This is a genomic window from Vibrio sp. Isolate33, assembly GCF_022397895.1.
GTDB lineage: Bacteria > Pseudomonadota > Gammaproteobacteria > Enterobacterales > Vibrionaceae > Vibrio > Vibrio pomeroyi.
This window is the reverse complement of sequence record NZ_JAKEUP010000029.1, coordinates 11,937-34,826: the sequence shown is the minus strand read 5'-3', so window position 1 is coordinate 34,826 and position 22,890 is coordinate 11,937. Positions and strand designations below refer to the sequence as shown.

The 22,890-nt window shown below is 45.7% G+C and carries 21 protein-coding genes; 13 read left to right on the top strand and 8 right to left on the bottom strand.

Annotated elements, in window-relative coordinates; genetic code table 11:
* Positions 1-140: 140 nt before the first annotated feature.
* Positions 141-467, bottom strand: coding sequence for a thioredoxin TrxA (trxA, locus tag L1D37_RS23100; RefSeq protein ID WP_010440700.1), 327 nt, complete (start codon positions 465-467; stop codon positions 141-143).
* 111 nt (positions 468-578) lie between these two features.
* Between trxA and rhlB the strand changes: the two genes are divergently transcribed.
* The 3 genes from rhlB to L1D37_RS23085 all read left to right on the top strand — a co-directional run bounded on the left by rhlB (position 579) and on the right by L1D37_RS23085 (position 5,118).
* Complete coding sequence (gene rhlB / locus L1D37_RS23095; RefSeq protein ID WP_017631297.1) at positions 579-1,889, top strand: ATP-dependent RNA helicase RhlB; 1,311 nt, start codon at positions 579-581, stop codon at positions 1,887-1,889.
* A gap of 6 nt (positions 1,890-1,895) precedes the next feature.
* On the top strand, positions 1,896-3,389 hold the full coding sequence (gene gppA / locus L1D37_RS23090; protein WP_239849267.1) for a guanosine-5'-triphosphate,3'-diphosphate diphosphatase: 1,494 nt from the start codon (positions 1,896-1,898) through the stop codon (positions 3,387-3,389).
* A gap of 247 nt (positions 3,390-3,636) precedes the next feature.
* Positions 3,637-5,118 (top strand): winged helix-turn-helix domain-containing protein, encoded by a 1,482-nt coding sequence (locus L1D37_RS23085; RefSeq protein WP_239849266.1) that lies wholly within the window; start codon positions 3,637-3,639, stop codon positions 5,116-5,118.
* 46 nt (positions 5,119-5,164) lie between these two features.
* On the opposite strand, the gene L1D37_RS23080 is transcribed toward L1D37_RS23085, so the two are convergent.
* Positions 5,165-5,956 (bottom strand): TerC family protein, encoded by a 792-nt coding sequence (locus L1D37_RS23080; RefSeq protein WP_239849265.1) that lies wholly within the window; start codon positions 5,954-5,956, stop codon positions 5,165-5,167.
* Positions 5,957-6,435: 479 nt separating this feature from the next.
* Here L1D37_RS23080 and L1D37_RS23075 point away from each other — a divergent pair, with 479 nt between their 5' ends.
* Entirely contained in the window at positions 6,436-7,041 is a 606-nt protein-coding gene (locus tag L1D37_RS23075; protein WP_239849264.1) for a mechanosensitive ion channel family protein, read from the top strand.
* 107 nt (positions 7,042-7,148) lie between these two features.
* Here the strand turns inward: L1D37_RS23075 and L1D37_RS23070 are convergent, their stop codons facing one another.
* The 3 genes from L1D37_RS23070 to recQ all read right to left on the bottom strand — a co-directional run bounded on the left by L1D37_RS23070 (position 7,149) and on the right by recQ (position 10,305).
* Complete coding sequence (locus L1D37_RS23070; protein ID WP_017631682.1) at positions 7,149-7,820, bottom strand: 7-cyano-7-deazaguanine/7-aminomethyl-7-deazaguanine transporter; 672 nt, start codon at positions 7,818-7,820, stop codon at positions 7,149-7,151.
* Positions 7,821-8,089: 269 nt separating this feature from the next.
* Positions 8,090-8,401, bottom strand: a complete 312-nt coding sequence (locus tag L1D37_RS23065) for a DUF3630 family protein (RefSeq protein WP_048661175.1) — start codon at positions 8,399-8,401, stop codon at positions 8,090-8,092.
* Between the two features lie 65 nt (positions 8,402-8,466).
* Complete coding sequence (gene recQ, locus L1D37_RS23060) at positions 8,467-10,305, bottom strand: ATP-dependent DNA helicase RecQ (RefSeq protein WP_239849263.1); 1,839 nt, start codon at positions 10,303-10,305, stop codon at positions 8,467-8,469.
* A gap of 179 nt (positions 10,306-10,484) precedes the next feature.
* On the opposite strand from recQ, the gene rarD reads away from it, so the two are divergent.
* The 5 genes from rarD (at position 10,485) to tpx (ending at position 16,166) form a co-directional block, all read left to right on the top strand.
* Entirely contained in the window at positions 10,485-11,393 is a 909-nt protein-coding gene (gene rarD, locus L1D37_RS23055) for an EamA family transporter RarD (RefSeq protein WP_050652814.1), read from the top strand.
* An 86-nt stretch (positions 11,394-11,479) separates the two neighbouring features.
* Positions 11,480-12,274: an AraC family transcriptional regulator gene (locus tag L1D37_RS23050; protein ID WP_239849262.1), complete on the top strand. Its 795-nt coding sequence runs from the start codon at positions 11,480-11,482 to the stop codon at positions 12,272-12,274.
* A gap of 97 nt (positions 12,275-12,371) precedes the next feature.
* Positions 12,372-13,034: a LysE family translocator gene (locus L1D37_RS23045; RefSeq protein ID WP_050652815.1), complete on the top strand. Its 663-nt coding sequence runs from the start codon at positions 12,372-12,374 to the stop codon at positions 13,032-13,034.
* Positions 13,035-13,125: 91 nt separating this feature from the next.
* Positions 13,126-14,883 carry a gamma-glutamyltransferase gene (ggt, locus tag L1D37_RS23040; RefSeq protein WP_239849261.1) on the top strand — a complete coding sequence of 586 codons (1,758 nt, stop codon included), beginning with the start codon at positions 13,126-13,128 and terminating at the stop codon, positions 14,881-14,883.
* Positions 14,884-15,668: 785 nt separating this feature from the next.
* The gene (tpx, locus tag L1D37_RS23035; RefSeq protein ID WP_239849260.1) at positions 15,669-16,166 is read left to right on the top strand and encodes a thiol peroxidase; all 498 of its coding nucleotides are present in this window, start codon (positions 15,669-15,671) and stop codon (positions 16,164-16,166) included.
* A gap of 121 nt (positions 16,167-16,287) precedes the next feature.
* Here the strand turns inward: tpx and uvrD are convergent, their stop codons facing one another.
* The gene (uvrD, locus tag L1D37_RS23030) at positions 16,288-18,462 is read right to left on the bottom strand and encodes a DNA helicase II (protein ID WP_132936176.1); all 2,175 of its coding nucleotides are present in this window, start codon (positions 18,460-18,462) and stop codon (positions 16,288-16,290) included.
* A gap of 264 nt (positions 18,463-18,726) precedes the next feature.
* Between uvrD and L1D37_RS23025 the strand changes: the two genes are divergently transcribed.
* The 4 genes from L1D37_RS23025 (at position 18,727) to L1D37_RS23010 (ending at position 21,136) form a co-directional block, all read left to right on the top strand.
* Positions 18,727-18,987 carry a DUF2282 domain-containing protein gene (locus tag L1D37_RS23025; protein WP_239849259.1) on the top strand — a complete coding sequence of 87 codons (261 nt, stop codon included), beginning with the start codon at positions 18,727-18,729 and terminating at the stop codon, positions 18,985-18,987.
* Between the two features lie 64 nt (positions 18,988-19,051).
* Positions 19,052-19,912, top strand: a complete 861-nt coding sequence (locus L1D37_RS23020; protein WP_239849258.1) for a DUF692 domain-containing protein — start codon at positions 19,052-19,054, stop codon at positions 19,910-19,912.
* Positions 19,909-20,676 carry a DNA-binding domain-containing protein gene (locus tag L1D37_RS23015; RefSeq protein WP_239849257.1) on the top strand — a complete coding sequence of 256 codons (768 nt, stop codon included), beginning with the start codon at positions 19,909-19,911 and terminating at the stop codon, positions 20,674-20,676. Before L1D37_RS23020 ends, L1D37_RS23015 begins: the two co-directional genes overlap by 4 nt.
* Position 20,677: 1 nt before the next feature.
* Positions 20,678-21,136 (top strand): DoxX family protein, encoded by a 459-nt coding sequence (locus L1D37_RS23010; protein ID WP_086715425.1) that lies wholly within the window; start codon positions 20,678-20,680, stop codon positions 21,134-21,136.
* 100 nt (positions 21,137-21,236) lie between these two features.
* Here the strand turns inward: L1D37_RS23010 and L1D37_RS23005 are convergent, their stop codons facing one another.
* Positions 21,237-21,518, bottom strand: a complete 282-nt coding sequence (locus L1D37_RS23005) for a hypothetical protein (RefSeq protein WP_009848181.1) — start codon at positions 21,516-21,518, stop codon at positions 21,237-21,239.
* A 102-nt stretch (positions 21,519-21,620) separates the two neighbouring features.
* A complete protein-coding gene (locus tag L1D37_RS23000) occupies positions 21,621-22,820 on the bottom strand; it encodes a multidrug effflux MFS transporter (RefSeq protein WP_206192966.1) in 1,200 nt (399 codons plus the stop codon).
* Between the last annotated feature and the right edge of the window lie 70 nt (positions 22,821-22,890).

Genomic DNA, 22,890 nt, shown 5'->3' with positions numbered 1-22,890 from the left:
TCACAGGATCGACCAAGAAGAGAAATTCGTTCAATTAACGTGCGATAAATTAGCACTAAAACTAAGACTAGTCCATAGCTTAGAAAAAACAAAACCGCGCATTTGTTAACTGCACGGTTTCTTTTCAAATGCTGACCTGATTAAAGGTTAGCGTCTAAGAACTCTTTAAGTTGAGTTTTAGATAATGCACCAACTTTAGTCGCTGCTACGCCGCCATCTTTGAAAAGAAGTAGCGTTGGAATGCCGCGAATACCAAACTTTGGTGGTGTGCCAGCATTTTGGTCGATATTAAGTTTACCGATAGTGAGCTTGCCTTCGTACTCGTCTGCGATTTCATCAAGAATCGGAGCAATCATCTTACAAGGACCACACCATTCAGCCCAAAAATCAACAAGAACCGGGCCTGCAGCATTGATTACATCGTTATCAAAACCGTCATCAGTTAGCTGCAAAATCTTATCACTCATCTTCCACTCCAATGTATTTTTTAGAACTGGTTGGATGATAACCAGTAAATAGATGCCCTATTGGAATGTATTTACTTTCGTATTGCAAGCTTAAGCTGATATTCTATAGCAATGAAAAAGACGCATATCACAGAGCAAAAGTTCGCCGACTTGGATTTACTTCCGCAAGTCATTGAAGGATTGGAGAAAAAAGGGTTCGATTATTGTACCCCGATCCAAGCCTTGGCGCTCCCGGTACTGCTCACCGGCCAAGACATTGCAGGCCAGGCCCAAACGGGTACTGGTAAAACGCTTGCGTTTCTTACTGCTACTTTCAACCACCTGCTAAAAACACCTGAGCATGAAGGGCGTAAGCCTAACCAGCCACGTGCGATTATTATGGCACCAACGCGTGAACTCGCGATTCAGATCTACAACGATGCTGATTCTCTTGTTGCAAGTACGGGTATCAAAGCAGCATTGGCTTACGGTGGCGAAAGCTACGACAAGCAGCTAGGTAAAATCGAAGAAGGCGCAGATATCTTAATTGGTACTACTGGCCGTATCATCGACTTCTACAAGCAGAAGGTATTTAACCTTAACCACATTCAAGCTGTTGTTCTTGACGAAGCTGATCGCATGTTCGATCTTGGTTTCATCAAAGACATCCGCTTCTTGTTCCGCCGTATGCCTGAGCCAAAAGATCGCCTGAACATGTTGTTCTCTGCGACGCTTTCTTACCGCGTACAAGAGCTAGCGTTCGAACACATGCACAACCCAGAGCATGTTGTTGTTGAGCCAGAGCGTAAAACAGGTCACCGCATCAAAGAAGAGCTGTTCTACCCTTCAAACGAACACAAGATGGCACTGCTGCAGACGCTAGTTGAAGAAGAATGGCCAGAGCGCGCTATCATCTTTGCTAACACTAAGCACAAGTGTGAGTCTGTTTGGGGTCACCTAGCAGCAGATGGTCACCGTGTTGGCCTGCTAACTGGCGATGTTCCTCAGAAGAAACGTGAAAAGATTCTTGAGCAATTCACTAAAGGTGATGTTGACCTACTTGTGGCAACCGACGTTGCGGCACGTGGCCTACACATTCCTCAAGTAACACACGTATTCAACTTCGACCTACCAGACGATTGTGAAGATTACGTTCACCGTATCGGCCGTACAGGTCGTGCTGGCGCAAGTGGTCACTCGATCAGCTTTGCTTGTGAAGATTACGCAATCAACTTGCCGCCTATCGAAGAATACATTGAGCACGCTATCCCTGTGTCTGACTACGACTCTTCCGCACTACTAGAAGATCTACCAGCACCATTGCGCTTACGCACACGTAACCCGCAACAGCGTCGTTCAAACAACAATGGCCCACGCAACGGTAACCGTAAACCAAACCAGAACCGTCGCCCACGCCAACCGCGTCATAACAAGGAAGCTTAGTCGCTTATGAGTCAAACAGTGTCACCACCGCTTTACGCTGCAATCGACCTCGGGTCGAACAGTTTTCATATGCTCGTTGTGCGTCATATCGATGGCAGCGTACAAACCATGGCTAAAATTAAGCGCAAAGTGCGTTTAGCTGCAGGCTTAGATGAAAATAATGCGCTTAGTACAGAAGCCATGCAGCGCGGTTGGGACTGTTTGAGTCTCTTTGCAGAGCGACTGCAAGATATTCCGAAAGAAAATATCCGCATTGTAGGTACAGCGACCCTACGTACTGCTATCAATGTGGATATCTTTCTAGAGAAAGCGAACCAGATCCTTGGTTACGACATCAATGTTATCTCTGGTGAAGAAGAAGCTGCGACTATCTATAAAGGCGTGGCACACACTTCAGGTGGCAGTGGCCGCCGACTGGTAGTCGATATTGGTGGCGCAAGTACCGAGATGATCATCGGTGAAGGCTTCTCAGCAAAAGCACTAACCAGCTTAAAAATGGGCTGTGTAACTTGGCTTGAACGCCACTTTAAAGATCGTCAATTAACCGCAACCAACTTTAACAACGCCATTGAAGCGGCAAAGTCGACGTTGGCTCCGATTCTAGATAGCTACACCGACATTGGATGGGATGTGTGTGTTGGCGCCAGTGGTACCGTTCAGGCACTGCAAGAAATCATGTTAGCGCAAGGCATGGATGAGGTTATTACTCATGCCAAACTTAAGCGCCTACAGAAACAAGCGATGATCACTGAGCGCTTGGAAGAGCTAGAAATAGAAGGGCTAACCCTTGAACGCGCATTAGTGTTCCCAAGTGGCCTTTCTATTCTTATTGCTATTTTTGAGCTGCTTGAAATCGATTCAATGACACTTGCAGGCGGCGCACTCCGTGAAGGCCTAGCCTACGAGATGGTTGATGAGCTACGCCAAGACGATATCCGTGCACGTACCATCAAGAGCGTACAATCACGCTACCAGATGGACGTAAGCTACGGTGAACAAGTGGCTGTCGTGGCACAGACTCTGTTGGATCAAGCCGGCGGAGAAGCTTGGGTTTCAGAACCTCAAGCAAGCGTTCTATTACAAACCGCAGCCAAACTTCACGAAATTGGTTTAACCATCGATTTCAAAAAAGGCGGCGAGCACAGCGCTTACCTACTGCAGAATTTAGATTTGCCAGGTTTTACCCGAGCACAGAAATACTACTTGGGTGAATTAACACGTCGTTACCGTGAGCAATTAACCTCATTGCCAGAGCAACATGCTATCTCAGGCACCAGCAGTAAGCGTATTTTACGTATTCTGCGTTTGGCTATTTTGCTGACTCACCGCCGTAACCCAGCGCTAGAACCTGATTTCAAGCTGACGACAGATGGCAATAACCTGACCTTAACGCTTTCTAAGCAATGGCTAGCGGACAACCCGCTGACCGCTGCAGAGCTAGAGATCGAGTCGAACAGACAAACCGACATCGGTTGGCCTCTTGTTATTGCCGAGCAATAACACATAGATAAAGCCACTCGTTGCTAAGTTAAAGCCGTCAACGTAATACCAAAAAGCTCTCTGCATTGAGAGCTTTTTTAGGTCTATCGAAAACCACAATCTGCTGTATCTTTCGTATCAAACCCTCAACCCATCACACACATCTGATAATCCACTAGATAATTACAACAAATTCATTACATTATGTAATAGAGTTAATATTGTAGATCGGAATTACAAAGGCTCTGTTTGGATGCAGGAGAAAGGGATGTTGGAGAAAAATTCGTGTTTTAGTGTGGATGAGTGGCTGTTCATACCCAATGAAGGACAGATTCTCTTTGCCAACAAAACAGTGACCATTGATAAACGCTTAACCAAACTATTGGAGTTCCTGTGCCTTAACCCTGGGCAGACCCACACTCGTGACGAGCTCATCGACCACGTGTGGAGCGGTATGATCCTCACAGACCAAGTGGTAACCCAAGCCGTCTTTGAGCTGCGTAAAGTCCTCAAGCAAAACTCAGAACAACACAGCAGCTACATCATCACTGTACCCAAGCGTGGTTATAAGTTCGAAGCCGATGTTATCCAAAGCAAGATCGAAACCGAACAAACGACAGAGCCAGAACCTGTAGCGACAGAAAACACCACGCAGACTTCACCATCAACGTCTGCAGCACATCCCGAAGAACAAACGAAAGACACCAAGCCGAGTAAAAGAAACCTGATGATTGGTTTGTTGCTTGGTACGATTGTCGTTTTAGAGTCCGGCTATATCCTCTACTCAGCCACCAGCAGCAGTACTAACAACAAAGAGGCTGCACCAACAACACAGCTCAGACATTATGAGTTTCGCTATGTAGTGCTCGATATCAGTGACGATATCAGAGCCGATCCGGTTCTCTACGGCACTGTCACCAAGTTTATTGAATACGTGAGTGCCTACAGTGGCATTCGTATCGTACACAGTGAGCCATTACAGAAAATTGCCGCAATCAAACTCACCTTTGGTACCAGTCCAAGTCGAGACGGCAAACACACGCGACTCACAATGCGTTATCACAACAACATCTCTGATCGATCGCACCTCAATCGTCGTTACCCAACAGAGCTACCAGAACTTCATCACACACTGTATCGCATGGTCGATGACGTGTTAGATTCTCTGTACATCAAAGTACCCAAAGAAGAGCTCACAGAGAGTATTAGCCAGCTACCTACAGAAGACGAAGCGCTCAAGTACACACTCAGCGGTTTAGGTGTTTTGTATAACCGTGCAGAGCTGCCAATGGTGATGGATTACTTTGAAAAAGCGCAGGAATTAGATCCGAGCAATGATTTTGTGTTCGTGGCGAACTACATCGGCAAGATAATGAATACCTTTTACGCCTCTTCAGGCAGTAAAAAGCAGGCGATTGCTCAACTCAACCAAGATGCGAAGCCAAGGCTAGAGCGCTTATTGGCTGAAGGGAAGTTGGCTCGCGCCTACGATGCCAACGCCATCATCGCCCTTTCTGAGGATGACCCAGAAAAAGCGATGAAGATCTTATTGTCGATGCCACCACAAAACCAATCGATACTGACTTATTTGTTGCTCGCGAAGGCGGAAGAGTCTCGTGGTAATGCCAGTGCAGCGAAAGAGCTCTACATCAAAGCGACGCAAGGCAACTCTTCGCTTAAAGCAATACAACTCGCCTCACCTCTCTTCTTCGACAGTAACCTCGAACCTCTGCTTAAAGAGTTAGAGTGATAACTATCGTTAGACAAGGTTAAGCTTAATATTTAGCAGTAGAACATCATTGGAGCATATCACCAGATAGTGCGTGGCTGTTTTGCAGTTGGCTGTCTGGATCTTGTTCATGTTCATGTTCATGTTCAGAAGACTGTTTGCCTTTCGTTAGCTGCCGATCTAACAGGATATGGCAGATTTCGAGTGTTAATCCAAACGCTAATGCAACGTACAAATAGCTTTTGTCCACATGTAACCCATACCCTTCTACAACCAATAAACCACCGAGTAAGATCAGGAATAACAGCGCCAACAACTTCAAACCTGGGTAAGCGGTAATGGTTATCTGAATCTTCTCTGCCACGGCCAACATGATGATCGCAGAGATAACGATAGCAGCGATAATGATTTCGACATTGTGAACCAGTGCAACCGCAGTAATCACTGAGTCAAACGAGAACACCGCATCAATTGCGATAATCTGCAGCACGATCATGGTGACACTATTCTCAAGTGCGCTTTTCTCCTTCTTCTCTTTCGCCAGTAGCCAACCCAACAGCTCCTTAAAGCTCTTAACTAAAAGGAAGGCTCCTCCAACAATCAAGATTAAGTCCTTGCCCGATAATCCTCGGTCAAACACCGTGACAAAAGGTTCAGTGAGCGACATGAGCCAAGTAACAGAAAACACCAAGCCAATACGAGTTAACACCGCTAATCCAATGCCAAGATTACGAATGCGACTTCTGAGCCTGACAGGCAGCTTCTCGACCAAGATGGAGATAAAGATAATGTTGTCGACACCGAGAATAACTTCGAGCAGCAAGAGCATGCTAAATGACGCAAGATAATCAACGTACATAACGGCCTCTTTTTCGGGTTATTTTCAGCCAAGCCAAACAAGCTAAAGGTTCAACCATTAGCCAAAGCATCATTAATTGGACAATAAATAGAGTCATCATAGTTATGACGGCTCCACGTTATTGCGCGCACCTAAAATGCCGTCTAAATAGCCCTGTTTTCTTAGCTTCATAAAGCAGAATACAGCTAATTTTAAAGTTATCAGTATCATCAGAAATCTAACTCAGTAGTGAATGGCCGGACATTCTACGAACTGGTCAAATAGCTTCATCATCAAAGCGTTACCTATAGATAAAGACGATATAACAAGAATATAAAGTTATTTATATCAGCAAGTTAAAATCATTATCTGGTAGATAAAACACTGCTTTAGCTATCAGATACTGGAGAAATAGGCAGGAGAATAAAACGATAATGGTTTAATGATGTATTGAAAGTAGCACGCCATAATAATGCAGCCTCAACAATTCAGAGGTCACTATGCCAAGCTATATCGAAACCATTTTTATGACGCTCAAAGAGTACGATTTGCTGCTCGCTATGCTGTTCATCTTTATCTACTGGCTACTTAAACGCTCAACAGAGAAAGCCATCATCACCCTCGCGCAAAAGAAAACCGTCGATGCCACACGCACCGCTTTTATCAACCGCTGCTTTAGTATCATTTACTTCGGTTTCTTGTTCGCGACGTATTTGATTGTCAGTGGCATCGGTTACGGAAATTTTTCGATTTTTATCTCTTCGATATTCACCGTCATAGGCGTAGGTTTTATTGCTCAGTGGTCAATTTTAAGCAACATCACCGCCAGCTTTCTTATCTTCTTTGTGTTTCCCTACCGCATTGGGGATTCAATCGTCGTAGCGGATGGAGACGGCATTGAAGGCAAGATATTAGACATAAAGATGTTTCATACCCTTATTCGACACCCAGAAGGAAACATCATTACTTATCCAAACTCTCTTCTACTACAGAAAAGCGTGACTAAGGTGACCGGTAAGAATTTGAAATATGCGGCATCGACGCCCAAGAGAGCAATCAAAGACAAAGGTATGGATATAGAGAGTGTGATTGAAGCTAAGGTGTGAAATACAAACGAGAAGGCGTGAAGTGCAAGCAAGAAAGCAGAAGATGAAAGAGAGTTGAAACGCGGTTATCCCTAACAGTAAGGGAATAACCGCGCATTTGATAGCAACTAAGCGTTAACACCGGTCGCTTTAAAGTCAGGGTTGACCGCAGTCAGCTTCTTAACAATGTAGTTCAGAAGCACGCCGTACATAGGAACGAACAAGCCTAAGCTGATGATCAGTTTGAAGCCGTAGTCGACTAAAGCAATCTCAGTCCAGTGCTCAGCCATAAATGGATCTGGGCTTTGGTAGAAAGCAATCGCAAAGAAAGCGATGGTATCAATGGCATTACCGAATAACGTTGAGCACGTTGGGGCAACCCACCACTGTTTAAGCTGACGTAAACGGTTGAAAACGTGAACATCCAAGATCTGACCTAGCAAGTAAGCCATGAAGCTTGCCGCTGCGATACGTGCAACAAACAGGTTGAACTCGCCTAATTGGCTAAACCCTTGGAATGAACCTTCAAAGAACACCACTGACAAAAAGTAAGAAACGGCCAGTGCAGGTAACATCACTAAGAAAATGATTTTACGAGCAAGCTGCGCACCAAAAATGCGTACAGTCAGATCAGTCGCTAGGAAGATAAACGGGAAAGTGAAAGCACCCCAAGTGGTGTGCATACCGAAAACGGTAAAAGGTAGCTGAACCAGATAGTTGCTTGACGCAATAATGACCAAATGGAACAAAACTAATAGTGCTAGGGCTTTGCGCTGTTGCGCAGGGGTAAAGTTACTCATGCTGTACCTTTTTAGTTTGGTTTGGGGGTGAGGGAACCCAAATCGAGTCATTTCTTCGAATAAACTAAGAAAGCTCTTACCAATAATGTGAATTAAAAATGTATCTATAATTTGCTCTATCGAGCGGCGGGCGATTATACATTAATCAATATTGGCTGCAATGGTGAGAACAAACGCAAACGTTTATTCTCACTTTTATTGGTAAATGGCGTTAGAAACCAAGTTTAAAAGCCAGGCTTAAAAGCTACGTTTAGAAGCGGTGCTAAAAGTTAAAAACCGCGCTTGAAAAGCGTCGCGAGATAATCAAACTCTTCTCGGCTCTCTTCCGCGTTCAACGACTCAAACCAGATTGATTCACTGTAATGTTCAGACTTTAAAAACATCTTACAATCTTCAAAATCGATCAACCAAGAGTGCATGTCGGCATCCCATTGCTTTTCAACTATAGAAGCGGACAACAATGCCACCAGCTTTTCACCTAACACTTCGTAAGAATCAAAATCAAAACTTGGAGACGTAATCAATAAACGTCCTTCCTCAGCCAAATACTCTCTTAAGCCAAATTCTGTTTGTGTTGTCATGTCCCTATCAACCTTATTATTTTTCTATGATCTCATCGTTTTTAGAAGCTAAACGATTTTGCAAACTAGCCGTGTGTCGTGATGTGTTCTTGAATCAAATCTAAGAATGGGTCTGCGTACTTATCAAGTTTACGTTGACCAACACCGTTAACCGCCAGCATCTCACCGTATGAGGTAGGCAATACTTCAGCCATATCAATCAAGGTCGCGTCACTGAATACCACGTATGGTGGTAAGCCATCTTCATCTGCAATCGACTTACGCAGCTTACGCAGTTTCGCAAACAGCTTCTTATCGTAATTCTTACTGCTTAGTTTATCGGACTTAGCATTACGCACCGCTGTATCTAAACGAGGTACAGCCAACTCCAAAGACATCTCACCGCGCAACAACGGGCGGGCTTCTTCTGTTAACTGTAATGTCGAGTTACGAGTGATGTTTTGGAACAACAAACCTTTGTGAATCAGCTGACGGAAGATACTTATCCAGTAATCATGGCTGTGATCGCGGCCAATACCGTAGGTAGACAGCTTATCGTGACCATTATCGCGGACACGGATGTTCTGCATACCGCGCATCACTTCAACCACGTAGCCCATACCAAACGACTGATTAACACGGTACACACAAGACAACGCCTTTTGCGCTTCTTGGGTCGCATCAAAATGCTTAGGTGGATCGAGGCAGATATCGCAGTTGCCACATTGCTTCTCACGATACTCACCAAAGTAGTTAAGCAGAACCTGACGACGACAGGTTTGCGCTTCGGCAAAAGCACTCATCGCGTTCAGCTTGTGCATCTCAACCTGTTTTTGCGGGCCTTCTTCTTTCTCATCCAACATACGACGCAGCCAACCCATATCAGCCGGGTCAAACAGCATCATCGCTTCAGCAGGTAAACCATCACGACCTGCACGGCCAGTCTCTTGATAGTAAGACTCGATGTTACGTGGGATATCAAAATGCACCACGAAACGTACGTTGGGTTTGTTGATGCCCATGCCGAAGGCAACAGTCGCGACCACGATCTGAATATCATCGCGTTGGAAGGCTTCTTGAACGTAAGCACGCTCATCGGTGTCCATACCAGCGTGATAACCCGCGGCGCGAATACCGTTATTGCATAGCTTCTCGGTCACCATCTCCACTTTCTTACGGCTACCACAGTAGATGATGCCACAATTGCCCTTTTGTATTTCTAGGTAGCGAACCACCTGTGACACGGGTTTGTGCTTCTCAACCAAGTTGTAGCGAATATTAGGGCGATCAAAGCTGCCTAAGTAAGTGTGCGGATCTAGGAGCTGTAGGCGCGAGATAATATCTTTGCGCGTCGCATCATCAGCGGTTGCTGTGAGCGCCATGTAAGGCACATGCGGAAAATATTGTTTAAGCTGACCTAATGATGCGTATTCAGGGCGGAAGTCGTGACCCCATTGAGAGATACAGTGCGCTTCATCGACTGCAATCATTGAAAGCGGTAAACCTTGAAGGCGCTCGATAAAGTCACGCATCAACACACGCTCTGGCGACACATACACCATTTTCAGCTGACCTGAGTTCATACGATTAAAGACCGAGATCAGATTCTCACGCGGCATTGACGAGTTAATGCACTCTGCCGCGACGCCGTTAGCTTTCAGCTGATCAACCTGGTCTTTCATCAACGAGATCAGCGGCGAGATAACCAGAGTCAGTCCTTCACGAACCAACGCCGGAATTTGGTAACACAGAGATTTACCACCACCGGTTGGCATAATCACCAAGCTATCTTTGCCTTCAACGGCCAAATCAATGACCTCTTGCTGACCATCGCGAAAGCTTTGATAGCCAAACACATCTTGTAAGATGGTTTGCGCATCATTCGCGGGAGTTGGTATTTGCTCAGCAATCAGAGTGGCGGTCATTGTGGTTCCTAATCGAGGTATGAAATCAGCAAGCATCTTCGGCAAGCAAGTCGCACATTGTAGAGGGGAACGCTGGCGAATTAAACCGCAAATTGTTAGGTGAAAAGGGTTATCGCTCCTATACTGACCAACTCTCTTATAAATCTTATTAATAAGCACTCAGTGCTAGAGAAAGATGCATGACACAGGAAGAACAACAACGTACGCGCCAAGGAGTTTTGCTTGCCGTCGGCGCCTACACAATGTGGGGTATCGCCCCTATATATTTCAAATCTTTAAGTGACGTTTCCCCGTTAGAGATACTCAGCCACCGTGTAGTATGGTCTTTTTTCCTACTCGCTTTCTTACTACACATTGGCCGCAGCTGGCGTAAAGTCCGCGATACCCTGACCTCAAAACCAAAAATGCTCTATTTGGTAGCGACGTCTATTTTGGTGGGTGCTAACTGGCTGATCTTTATCTGGGCGGTGAACTCCAATCACATGCTCGATGCCAGTTTGGGGTATTACATCAACCCACTGATTAACGTATTGCTCGGAATGCTCTTCCTCGGCGAACGCTTACGTAAGCTGCAATGGTTTGCTGTGGCTCTGGCTGCGATTGGCGTATTAATCCAATTGATTGCCTTCGGCTCAGTACCAATCGTCGCCATTGCCCTAGCCTTTAGCTTTGGTTTTTATGGCTTGCTGCGTAAGAAAGTCAGCTTAGAAGCGCAAACGGGTCTGTTCATTGAAACTCTGGTGATGCTGCCTCTCGCCGCAACCTACTTACTGTTTATTGCCGATAGCCCGACCTCAGACTTATCGATGAACCCGATGCAACTCAACCTGTTACTGGTTGCTGCCGGAGTGATCACCACGGTTCCATTGCTGTGTTTTACTGGCGCTGCAACTCGCTTGAAGCTATCAACACTCGGTTTCTTCCAGTACATCGGTCCAAGCTTGATGTTCTTATTGGCGGTTCTTATTTACGGTGAAGCCTTTACCTCAGATAAAGCGATTACCTTCGCCTTTATATGGGGAGCACTGGTTATTTTCAGCTTTGATGGCCTGCGTAACAACAAGAAGAACAAACGCGCGAAACAGTGATATTGATCGTTTTTTACAAGACAATCCCTTAATACGCAGATAAGCTTGGTTGAATTGATGACTATTTGACCAAGCTTTTTTGTACCATGGATAAAGTCCACTACTACTCTACCCCAACAGAAGATATCAGCCTGATCCAAGCTCAATACCAAGAGTTTGCCTTTCAGCGCCACTATCATTTGGACTTTCACATCGGCTTAATTACCCAAGGGCAGCAAAAATTCGCCTATAAAGGGACAAGCCACCATGTTGGTGCTGGCCAAGTTGTTATCATGCCACCTGATGAGCTGCATGATGGGCACTCCAAACTCGATTCGGGTTATCAAGTCAGTGTGTTTGCAGTTTCTCCTCAATGGTTTCAAGATCTTGCCGATCCCAAGAAAAATGGTCACACATTAGGCTTTTCTGAGTTGATCCTCTCCGATCAGGCTGCATTTTTACAATTACGCAACTTACATAGTCTATTAATTAATCAAAACATCAGCCAACTCGCTCAAGATTGCTTACCATTCGAGGGATTCTCGACGATCGTCGATCGTTATGCGAAATTTGGATCGAAGAGTGACATCAAACTGGGCAACCAATCGATTGATACGCTCAAAGACTATTTGATGGCGAATTTGGACCAGCCAGTACGATTAGAACAACTATCTGAACTGTGCGGCTTAACCACCACACAGTTCCAACGCCACTTTAAGAACAGAATGGGCATCACCCCTTATGCGTGGCTGAGCCGTTTACGTATGGAACAGAGCATGCGCCTGATTAAATCTGGGATCTGTGGCACCAAGGTCGCGCACCAAGTAGGTTTCTATGATCAAGCACACTTCTCCAAAGCATTCAAAACCACATTCGGCGTACCACCCTCACAAATCAACTAAGTGTTGATAATTTACAATTGCTCGATTTCAAATCGCGGTAAGCTACGCTCAATACGATTACTTATTTAAAATAGCGGCAACGTTATTGAGAACTGACATGAATGAAGTCACCATACTGATCACCCTCGCCTCTATCCATTTCATCGCTTTGATGAGCCCCGGCCCAGACTTTGCGTTAGTCGTGCAAAATGCGACACGCCACGGCAGACAAACAGGCTTGTATATTGCGCTTGGTTTATCTTGCGGGATCTTACTGCATTCGTTACTGAGCCTGACGGGAATCAGTTACCTAGTCCACCAGCAACCAACCCTATTTGCCATTATCCAATTGGCTGGCGGTAGCTACTTGCTGTACTTAGGTTACGGTGCACTTAAAGCCACCTGGCAAATCATTCAGAACCACGACGATGACGACGATACCGTCAATGCCAAAGATCTGATTCTGACCAACAAGCGTCAGGCATTTTCGAAAGGGTTTGCGACCAATATTCTCAACCCAAAGGCTTTGGTGTTCTTTATTAGCTTGATGTCGAGCTTAGTGCCTGCCGACATGTCTCTATCAGGTAAAGGCTTTGCGCTTATTATCCTGTTTGGTCTGTCTCTGTTTTGGTTTTCACTACTGGCGTGGATGCTTTCGACTAAGGCTCTACAGAAGAAACTTAACGAAGCAACGGTATACATCGATGGCTTATGTGGCGTGGTATTCAGCCTGATTGGCGCGAGTATTCTTTGGCAGTCGCTGTCCGGTTTAATCGCTTAAATTCGAATCAAGATTACAATTCGTTAACAACGCACTGGCTATCTGATCTTTCCACTGCCAATCTAGCTCTGCATATTAAAAGGAGAAGATCATGCAGTGGAAAACAAAACTAACAACCCTCGCCACTTCTACCCTACTTTTTGCCTCTCACGTCAGTTGGGCAAATCAAGCTGCCGATTCAGTCGCACCCGAACAAAGTAGTGGTTTAGAAACCAAACAACTCGTTAAAGCCAACGATTGGATGGTCACCGCGGCCAACCCTCTTGCCACACAAGCTGGCGCCGATGTACTTGCTCGTGGTGGTAACGCCATTGACGCCATGGTTGCCGTGCAGCTTATGCTTGGCTTAGTGGAACCTCAGTCATCCGGTATTGGTGGCGGTGCGTTCCTTGTCTATTTTGATGGTAAAGAGAAACAGCTCAAGACCTACGATGGCCGTGAAACTGCGCCGCTTGATGCCACACCACGTCTATTCCAAGACGAAAACGGACAACCGCTTAAATTCTATGATGCCGTTGTTGGCGGTCGCTCCGTTGCGACACCAGGCACGGTGCAATTACTGTGGGATACTCACCAGAAATACGGCAAGTTAGAGTGGGCATCACTGATTAAACCTATCGCTCAGTTGGCAGAAGAAGGTTTCACCATCAGTCCACGTTTAGCCACCTTGATTGAGAATGACCAAGAGAGACTGAGCCGATTTGCGACAACTAAAGCCTACTTCTTCAATGCCGATGGCAGCCCAAAAACCGCAGGTACGCTACTTAAGAACCCAGAATACGCGGCAACGCTAAACGCTATCTCAAAGGATGGTGCTAAGGCTTTCTATCAAGGCGAGATTTCTGCTGACATCATCAACACAGTTCAAACGGCCAAAGGTAACCCAGGCGTATTGGCGCAGAAAGACTTCGATGCGTATTCAATTAAGCAACGCGAACCGGTTTGTTCCGCTTATGAGAGCTACGATATCTGTGGCATGGGACCACCAAGTTCAGGCGCATTAACGGTTGGGCAGATCTTGGCGATGACCGAGCAGTTTGATCTGAAATCCTGGGGACCAAACGACGCGAAGTCTTGGCAAGTGTTAGCGGACGCTTCTCGTTTAGCCTTTGCAGACCGTGGTATGTACATGGCAGACCAAGATTACGTGCCAATGCCAACCCAAGGGTTAGTGAATACTGACTATTTACAAGAACGTGCTCAGTTAATTACCGCTGGTAAGGCATTAGAGAGTGCACCATCAGGCACCCCACCGTGGGATCATGCCATGCTACGCAGTCAAGATGTGTCTATTGAACTGCCGTCCACCAGCCACTTCAATATTGTCGATAGCGATGGCAATGTCGTCTCGATGACCACCACCATTGAGAACGCATTTGGCTCACGCTTGATGGTGAGAGGCTTCCTACTCAATAACGAACTGACCGACTTCTCATTCAAGACTCATAACGATGGCAAGCCTATCGCGAACCGACTTGAACCGGGTAAGCGCCCACGCTCCTCAATGGCACCGACCATCATCATGCAAGACGATAAGCCTTACATGGCGATCGGTTCTCCGGGTGGCAGTCGTATCATAGGTTATGTGGCACAAGCGATCATTGCCCACACCCAATGGGACATGGATATCCAGCAAGCGATCAACCAACCACACTTCCTAAACCGTTTCGGAACCTTAGATTTAGAAAAAGGAACATCGGCGGAAAACTTCAAACCTGAGCTAGAAAAGATGGGATTTGAGGTCAACGTTCGCGATCTTAACTCAGGTTTACACGCTATTCGCATCACAAAAGATGGTCTAGAAGGTGCTGCAGACCCTCGTCGTGAAGGTGCCGCTATCGGCCAATAAGAGAAAATACTCCCTTTTTACTCCCTGCCTTGTGCGAGATCTCTCACAAGGCAGTGAGTAAATATCGATATTTAACTGCGAAATTAGGCACCTAGATATTGTAACCAATTGAAATTAAACAATACGTACATTTATCATTCAAATAATTATATAGAAATTCGCTTATGCACCATTGCTGATAAATAAGGAATCGGTAATATGAATGGTGTCGGAAGGATGCTGACACGGAACAGGAAACGCCAAGGACTTGGTTATCTTCAGGATGAAGATTCGATTACTCAGGATGAATAATCGGCATGGATAGCGAAATGGACATTGAATGGACGCAATAGTAACTAGGATGGTTGCTACTAAGGAAAGACAATGGACACCTCTGGACGAGGAAAGGACTGAACATCAGGATGATGTAAAGGACACCGCTCAAGGAACAAGTGACGCGCGCTAACGAGGATTGTTGGCAGATCAGGATAAGATCAAGGACACCGCTAGGAAGGCGACGAAAGGAATACGCTGAAGGATAACAGCACACTATCATGGATTTGATGCATGGAGCACACTTAGTAGCCGGATTGCTGCGAGTAAGACTATAGACCCCGATGAGCGCAAGCTCTCGGGGTTTTTCTTTATCTGTCGTCTCACCTTTTTTTCCCCTAAAACAAATAAATCAAAGACCTTTGATTACAATTCTGACATTTAAACCATTCACTTCTTAACCACTTCCGAGTAACGTAAGTCTTACTAGGCTCAACTAGTTTCATAACCATAATTAAATTAAGGACAAATTCATGTCACACGTTACCTTCAAAGGCGCTGCTGTACCGCTAACTGGCACATTCCCACAAACTGGCGAACAGGCACCAAGCTTTGCACTGACTGCAGGCGATCTTTCTGAACTGACTCTTGCTTCTCTTGCAGGCAAGAAAGTGGTTCTAAACATCTTCCCAAGTATCGACACAGCAACTTGTGCAACGAGCGTACGTACGTTCAACGCAAAAGCGGCAGAGCTTGAGAACACGGTTGTTGTTTGTATTTCTGCTGACCTACCATTTGCTGCAGGTCGCTTCTGCGAACTAGAAGGCATTGAAGACGTTCAACACGCTTCGACTTTCCGTTCTCCTACATTCGCATCAGACTACGGCGTAGCGATTGCTGAAGGCCCACTAGCAAGCCTAACAACACGTGCGGTTGTCGTTGTTGATGAAAAAGGTGTGGTAACACACAGCGAGTTGGTTGCAGAGATCACTGAAGAGCCAAACTACGAAGCGGCACTTGCAGCACTGTAAGCTCCCTTCTAGTCAGTCATGTATTGTGATCGCTTAAAGCGGTACGCAATAAAAAAGAGCAGCCATTAGCTGCTCTTTTTGTTTTCAATAATCAACGGTTATTAGATGCTGAAGTAATAGATTAAAGCTGCTCTAAACGCGCGTAAGCCGTTACTAACCACTTAATCCCTTCACCGTTAAACGCCACTTGAACTCGACTCTGTGGACCACTTCCTTCGAAGTTGATGATAGTGCCTTCGCCAAACTTAGGGTGCTTCACGCGAGAACCCAAGCTAAAACCTGTTTCATTGAAGTTCTCTTTCACAGCGGTTTGGCTAAAGCGGCCACTGCTTGCAGGGCGGCTGACTTGCGCTTTCATACGCACTTCATCCAGACAGGTCTCTGGCAGCTCACGAATAAAGCGCGATGGCTTGTGGTATTTATCCTGACCGTACAGACGACGCATTTCTGCGTAAGTGATGTAAAGCTTCTCCATCGCACGGGTCATGCCTACATAACACAGGCGACGCTCTTCTTCTAAACGCCCCGCTTCTTCGGCAGACATCTGGCTTGGGAACATGCCTTCTTCGACACCCACCATGAATACCATTGGGAACTCTAGGCCTTTAGCACTGTGCAATGTCATCAACTGAACTGCATCATCAAACTCATCGGCCTGACCTTCACCCGCTTCCAAAGCCGCGTGAGTTAAGAACGCCGTCAGCATGCTCATCTCATCCGCTTCTTCCGGCTTTTCAAACTGGCGCGTTGCCGTTACTAATTCTTCCAAGTTCTCGATACGTGCTTTCGACTTCTCGCCTTTCTCTTGCTCGTACATCGCAAACAGACCCGACGATTTGATCACGTGGTCAGTTTGTTCATGTAGGCTAAGCTCTAACGTGTCGTCTTCTAGCGCATTAATTAGCTCGATGAAACGGCTTAAGGCACCAGCAGCACGGCCTGGCAGTACTTGTTCTTCTATCAAAGCAAGGCTTGCTTGCCACATCGTTGCACCACGGTCACGCGCTGCGAAACGAATCGTCTCTAGGGTTTTATCACCTAAGCCACGCGTTGGTGTGTTTACCACACGCTCAAAAGCCGCATCGTCGTTACGGTTACCCATTAAGCGCATGTAGCTCAAGGCATCTCGGATTTCCTGACGCTCGAAGAATCGCATGCCGCCGTAGATTCGGTAAGGCAAACCACCTTGAATCAAAGCTTCTTCAAGAACACGAGACTGGGCGTTATTACGATAAAGCATTGCGGTATCTTCGAGTGCACCACCTTTCTCTTGCCACTCTTTGATCTTGCTAACCGTAAAGCGCGCTTCATCGAGCTCATTGTAAGCTGAGTACACAGAGATTGGCTCGCCATCATTGCCATCAGTCCACAACTCTTTACCCATACGCTCGGTGTTGTTCGAGATAAGCTCGTTCGACGCCTGCAAAATAGTTTTGGTTGAACGGTAGTTTTGTTCTAGTCGAACCGTTGAAGCTCCTGGGAATTCATCCAAGAACTTCTGAATATTTTCGATCTTAGCACCACGCCAACCATAGATAGATTGGTCATCATCACCCACGATCATCACACGACAATCAGGCCCCGCCATCATGCGTAGCCAAGCGTATTGGATGTTGTTGGTATCTTGAAATTCGTCGACAAGAATGTGCTTGAAGCGAGCTTGGTAGTGCTCTCGGATGTGTTTCTTATCACGCAGCAGTTCGTGTGCTCTTAGCAAGATCTCCGCAAAATCAACCAAGCCAGCACGGTCACATGCCTCTTGGTAAGCAGAGTAGATCTTCAACCATGTTTGAGTTACTGGATCATGGTAGGCGTCAATGTGACTAGGGCGTAAACCTTCATCTTTCTTGCCATTGATCCACCAAGAAGCTTGCTTGGCAGGCCACTGTTTTTCATCGAGGTTTTGCGCCTTGATTAAACGACGCAGCAAACGAATCTGATCATCTGAATCGATGATCTGGAAATCTTCTGGCAGTTTTGCATCTAGGTAGTGAGCGCGAAGGATACGGTGACAGATACCGTGGAAGGTGCCGTTCCACATGCCTGACGAGCTACCCATCATCAACTCTTCAATACGGCCACGCATCTCTGCTGCCGCTTTGTTGGTGAAGGTGACTGACATGATAGAGAACGGTGATGCTTGCTCAACGCTTTGCAGCCAAGCGATACGATGCACCAACACTCGCGTTTTACCACTACCAGCACCTGCCAGAATAAGTAGGTTTTCTAAAGGTGCCGCGACCGCCTCACGTTGTTTGTCGTTTAGGCCATCGAGTAAAAGCGAAGGATCTATCATTGGATATGCTCACTACTGGGTATTTATACATAAAAGTTGATTATAACCTAAACACTAGGCTGCGTTTAGGATAATAAGAAGAAAAAACAATCAAAAATTAACATCATAAAATCAGCAGCTTAAACAATGAATCATCATTAATATTGATATTTTTTATAATGCCATGAAATTATTTCCTAGTTCTTCCTATCCTTTTTAGTAAGCAAGTTAACAATTCATTAACCTGCGATGTAAAAATACTATTAAGTCCTAGAGGGAATGACTATGAAAAATTCTAATCTTGCTGTTACAGCTGCAATCACAAGTGCACTAGCGTTTGGCGGTGCAGTTCTTACATCAGCACCTGCGGAAGCAGCAGCGAAAGAAAAATGCTACGGCGTGGCAAAAGCTGGCCAAAATGATTGTGCAACCAAAACAAGCTCATGTGCAGGTACAGCAAAAGAAGACAACCAATCCGATGCATTCGTAGTCGTTCCTAAAGGACTATGTGGCAAATTAACTGGTGGTAACACTCAATCATCATAATTGAGCTGCTTAGTATGGTGGGCTGATATTCAGCTCACCTCCACTTCCGATTAGGAGAACCGTTGTGACTCAAACTCTTCACCCCAATGCAGGGGTTGGCCTTAGAACACCGCACTTGGACTTCTTTAGCCAAAATCCATCTCTAGTGAGTTGGTTAGAGGTTCACAGCGAGAACTACTTTTTAGCTCAATCACCGCAACGCCAACAACTCAGAGAAATTCGTAACGCACACAACATCAGTTGTCATGGTGTTGGATTGTCTCTTGGTTCTGTTGAGCGTATCAATCAACACCATCTGGTGCAGTTAAAAGACCTGATTAATGATATTGAACCATTCTTGGTTTCTGACCATCTCAGCTGGAGTCAGACTGGCGGGCATTACTTCAATGACTTGCTGCCGCTGCCTTACACAGAAGAAGCGTTAGAAGTCTTCTGTCGCAATGTCATCGAGGTGCAAGATAGCCTGCAACGCCCGATGTTGATTGAGAACCCATCGAGCTACCTAGCCTTCAAGCATTCTACTATTCCAGAGTGGGAGTTTTTGGCTGAGGTACAAAAGCGCACAGAGTGTCGCCTCCTGCTCGATTTCAATAATATTTTCGTCTCATCTTTTAATCATGGCTTTAGTTGTGAAGAGTACTTAAGCGGAATACCTGCAGACAAAGTGGAAGAGATTCACTTGGCAGGTTTTACCAAAAAGAAGCTTGAACAAGGTGAGATCTGGATAGACACACACAGTAAACCTGTCTGTGACGAAGTGTGGAAACTTTACACTGACTGGGTAGCACAACATGGTTTACGCCATACCTTGATTGAGTGGGATCTCGATATCCCAGAGCCACAAGTTTTATTGGCTGAAGCAACCAAAGCCAGTGACATCTTGTATCAACACGACAAGTTCAACCAAAGGAGTCGCGCCTCATGAGCCACTCCCTAGCAGATGTTCAATTGGAGTTTGCTAACGCCCTACGCTACCAAAACAATGGTGAGCACTGCGACATAGTGAGCGACCATTTTACCGATGAACAGCGAATCCAGATTTACCGTAATAACTTTGTGGTCAGCTTGAGCGAAGTTCTGGCAGCAACCTACCCACTCACTGAAATGTTGGTTGGTGAAGAGTGCTTCCAACAGATGGCTCGTCAACATGTCTTAAGTTATCCATCGACCTCTGGTGATGTCAGTGGTTACGGTGAACATTTTGAACAGACTATCCAAGCCTTTCCTGCCGTTATTGAGGCTGCACCTTATCTCGGTGAAGTGGCTTTATATGAATGGCAGAAAGACAGCTTGGTAAGGTTTTCGTCACAAGCACATGTCGACCAGAGACCTCTTTCTTGTCTGGCCGATATACCACAAGAGCAACAAGGCGCTTTGGTCTTTCATCTCAAAGATGCAATAACACTGATTCATTCTAGTTACACGATTATCGCGCTTGAACAAGCTATCTATCAGCAACAACTTGACGGGCTAGACATCAATCAAGCTGAATTTGGGGTGTTAATCCGAGCTGAGAATTCACAGGTTGAGAGCCATAGTTTGAGTGAAGAGAGCCACCAACTCTTAACTGAATTGCAATCAGGTCAAACACTCTCAGCGATAGACCCTTTATTACTACAACATCTGAATACTGTTATGGCGTTAAACGTCATCTCAGGTTTTTCAATCAATGCCGAATTGGAGACATAACATGGATAACAACACAGTCACGAACATGATGGCTCAATACGACAGTTTGATTGAGAAATCACAGGCACTTTTTGTTCCGGTGCTTCTACTATTTTGTCGCCTTTGGGTGGCGTGGGTATTCTTTAATTCTGGGCTCACTAAGATAGCAACTTGGGATAGCACGCTTTACTTGTTTGAGCTGGAGTACCAAGTGCCACTGCTACCTTGGGAATTGGCGGCTTATATGGGGACTGCCGCTGAGTTAATTTTACCGGTGTTCTTAGCGCTCGGTTTATTAACACGACCTATGGCTGCGGTGTTGTTCGTGTTCAATATCATTGCTGTCGTGTCTTACCCGGTATTGTGGGATCAAGGTTTCTACGATCATCAGTTATGGGGATTAATGATTCTTATCGTTGTCGTGTGGGGTGCAGGACCATTCTCACTTGATAGAGTTTTGAAAGCGCAGTTCAGGAATTAAAATGAGTTTTCACCTCTTTTGAATAGCTAAAGCTAAATGGCTATAGCCCAAACGCAAAAAACCACTCAATTGAGTGGTTTCTTTTTTAACTGGAATAAGCTTACTTATTTAGAAAAGCTTGTAGCTCTTCAGCAGAGATGCCTTGCTCTGCAAGTTCTTTTGCCAATAGCTGAACCTGCTCACCCTTACGAGACTCTACCACACGCTGAAATTGGTAAATGATATCTCGCAAAGTATCGATTGGAACTTGTTTTGCCGCACTGCGAATACGCTCTTCACTTTGGTTGCCTAGCTCTTTAAGCAGTTTACCAAACATGACCTTTTCAGGTGCATCTTCCATTTGTTCTAAGACGCGCGCCATTTCGTAGGTTGTTAATGACATTACAGTATTTTCCGTTGGGGACTAACGTTTCAATGAGTGACAAATATACCATGTTTTAACGTTTCGAAAACCGCCATTTGTATATTTTGTCACCCTTGTAACTTATGCCTTCGCAAACGTCGCATGCCAAGACTTACCCGCTTTGCTCGCAAGCACTAATAATGCAGGAACAATCAGGAACATTTGCAGAGCGATCATCACTTGCGACGTTAAATCAAGACGTTGCATGGTACCCACAAGAAGTCCTGAACCACTCATTTGGAACAAGCCAAGCAGCGCAGCAGCTGTACCCGCTCGGTCACCAAATGGCTCCAGCGCTTTACCTGCCGCAGCACCAAGAATCCAAGCAAAACCAACTGACGATAAGAAGATCGGTAGCATGAACGCGATTGGAGTCGCGTGCTCAGCAAGCACCAACATAATAACCCCCGCTAAGCCCAGCGTCGAGATACCAACAACCAATGCCTTGTAAGTACCAAAACGGTCCATAAACTTCGGCGCTGTGAATGCAGCCGTGATGTTGATAGCTGCGTTAATACCAAACCAGAAGGTAAACTCGTTCATCGTCAAACCTAGGTTCTCCATCAACACGACTGGTGCTGAGGTAACATAAGCAAGAATTACCGCCATCGCCATCAAACACAAGGTTGCATGGAAAAGGAATGATGGTGTTTTCAGTACTGACCAGTAACGCTCAAGTTTGAATACCGCGACCTTCTCTGTCGCCGGGTTAGACTCTTTCATTTGGAAGAATAAGATGCTACCAACGACTACCGCGAAACCAGCCATAAAACTGAAGTTAGAGCGCCAGCCAAATTGATGGGTTAACCAAGCGCCAAGAATTGGTGCCAATGCAGGGATAAAACAGATCGCACCATTGAGGTAGCTAATCATTCGGCCACTCTTCTCTGGGCCAAATAGATCGCGAACCGTTGCAAAGGCAGCTACAGAAGTCGCACAAGCTCCTAAGCCTTGTAGCAGCCGAGCTATTAGCATCATATCAATCGATTGAGCTGCCCACGCCAAGCAAGCACTCAATGCATAGATACTAACACCTCCCAATGCAACGGTTCGACGTCCTAACTTATCCGCCAAAGGGCCAGCAAACAGTTGGCCGACACCCATGGCAAATAAAAACCAAGTAATCGTATCTTGTGCTAGTGCATGTTCCACGTGAAACGCTGTCGAAATTTGTGGCAGAGCTGGTAGGTAGATATCAATAGCCAAAGGGCTAAATAGAACCAGCATTGCCAATAAAGCAACCTGCAGTTTACTAGGGGTTGGAAGCGCGTTAGAAGGCACAAGATTCTCCGGATGAGTTAATTTAGGTGCATAATAACCAACTAAAGATATGAACAAAAATGGCATATAC

What these genes read in the sequence shown, in the direction of transcription:
- trxA (WP_010440700.1), bottom strand. Translation starts at nt 467, where the DNA reads ATGAGTGATAAGATTTTGCAGCTAACTGATGACGGTTTTGATAACGAT.
- rhlB (WP_017631297.1), top strand. Translation starts at nt 579, where the DNA reads ATGAAAAAGACGCATATCACAGAGCAAAAGTTCGCCGACTTGGATTTA.
- gppA (WP_239849267.1), top strand. Translation starts at nt 1,896, where the DNA reads ATGAGTCAAACAGTGTCACCACCGCTTTACGCTGCAATCGACCTCGGG.
- L1D37_RS23085 (WP_239849266.1), top strand. Translation starts at nt 3,637, where the DNA reads ATGTTGGAGAAAAATTCGTGTTTTAGTGTGGATGAGTGGCTGTTCATA.
- L1D37_RS23080 (WP_239849265.1), bottom strand. Translation starts at nt 5,956, where the DNA reads ATGTACGTTGATTATCTTGCGTCATTTAGCATGCTCTTGCTGCTCGAA.
- L1D37_RS23075 (WP_239849264.1), top strand. Translation starts at nt 6,436, where the DNA reads ATGCCAAGCTATATCGAAACCATTTTTATGACGCTCAAAGAGTACGAT.
- L1D37_RS23070 (WP_017631682.1), bottom strand. Translation starts at nt 7,820, where the DNA reads ATGAGTAACTTTACCCCTGCGCAACAGCGCAAAGCCCTAGCACTATTA.
- L1D37_RS23065 (WP_048661175.1), bottom strand. Translation starts at nt 8,401, where the DNA reads ATGACAACACAAACAGAATTTGGCTTAAGAGAGTATTTGGCTGAGGAA.
- recQ (WP_239849263.1), bottom strand. Translation starts at nt 10,305, where the DNA reads ATGACCGCCACTCTGATTGCTGAGCAAATACCAACTCCCGCGAATGAT.
- rarD (WP_050652814.1), top strand. Translation starts at nt 10,485, where the DNA reads ATGACACAGGAAGAACAACAACGTACGCGCCAAGGAGTTTTGCTTGCC.
- L1D37_RS23050 (WP_239849262.1), top strand. Translation starts at nt 11,480, where the DNA reads ATGGATAAAGTCCACTACTACTCTACCCCAACAGAAGATATCAGCCTG.
- L1D37_RS23045 (WP_050652815.1), top strand. Translation starts at nt 12,372, where the DNA reads ATGAATGAAGTCACCATACTGATCACCCTCGCCTCTATCCATTTCATC.
- ggt (WP_239849261.1), top strand. Translation starts at nt 13,126, where the DNA reads ATGCAGTGGAAAACAAAACTAACAACCCTCGCCACTTCTACCCTACTT.
- tpx (WP_239849260.1), top strand. Translation starts at nt 15,669, where the DNA reads ATGTCACACGTTACCTTCAAAGGCGCTGCTGTACCGCTAACTGGCACA.
- uvrD (WP_132936176.1), bottom strand. Translation starts at nt 18,462, where the DNA reads ATGATAGATCCTTCGCTTTTACTCGATGGCCTAAACGACAAACAACGT.
- L1D37_RS23025 (WP_239849259.1), top strand. Translation starts at nt 18,727, where the DNA reads ATGAAAAATTCTAATCTTGCTGTTACAGCTGCAATCACAAGTGCACTA.
- L1D37_RS23015 (WP_239849257.1), top strand. Translation starts at nt 19,909, where the DNA reads ATGAGCCACTCCCTAGCAGATGTTCAATTGGAGTTTGCTAACGCCCTA.
- L1D37_RS23010 (WP_086715425.1), top strand. Translation starts at nt 20,678, where the DNA reads ATGGATAACAACACAGTCACGAACATGATGGCTCAATACGACAGTTTG.
- L1D37_RS23005 (WP_009848181.1), bottom strand. Translation starts at nt 21,518, where the DNA reads ATGTCATTAACAACCTACGAAATGGCGCGCGTCTTAGAACAAATGGAA.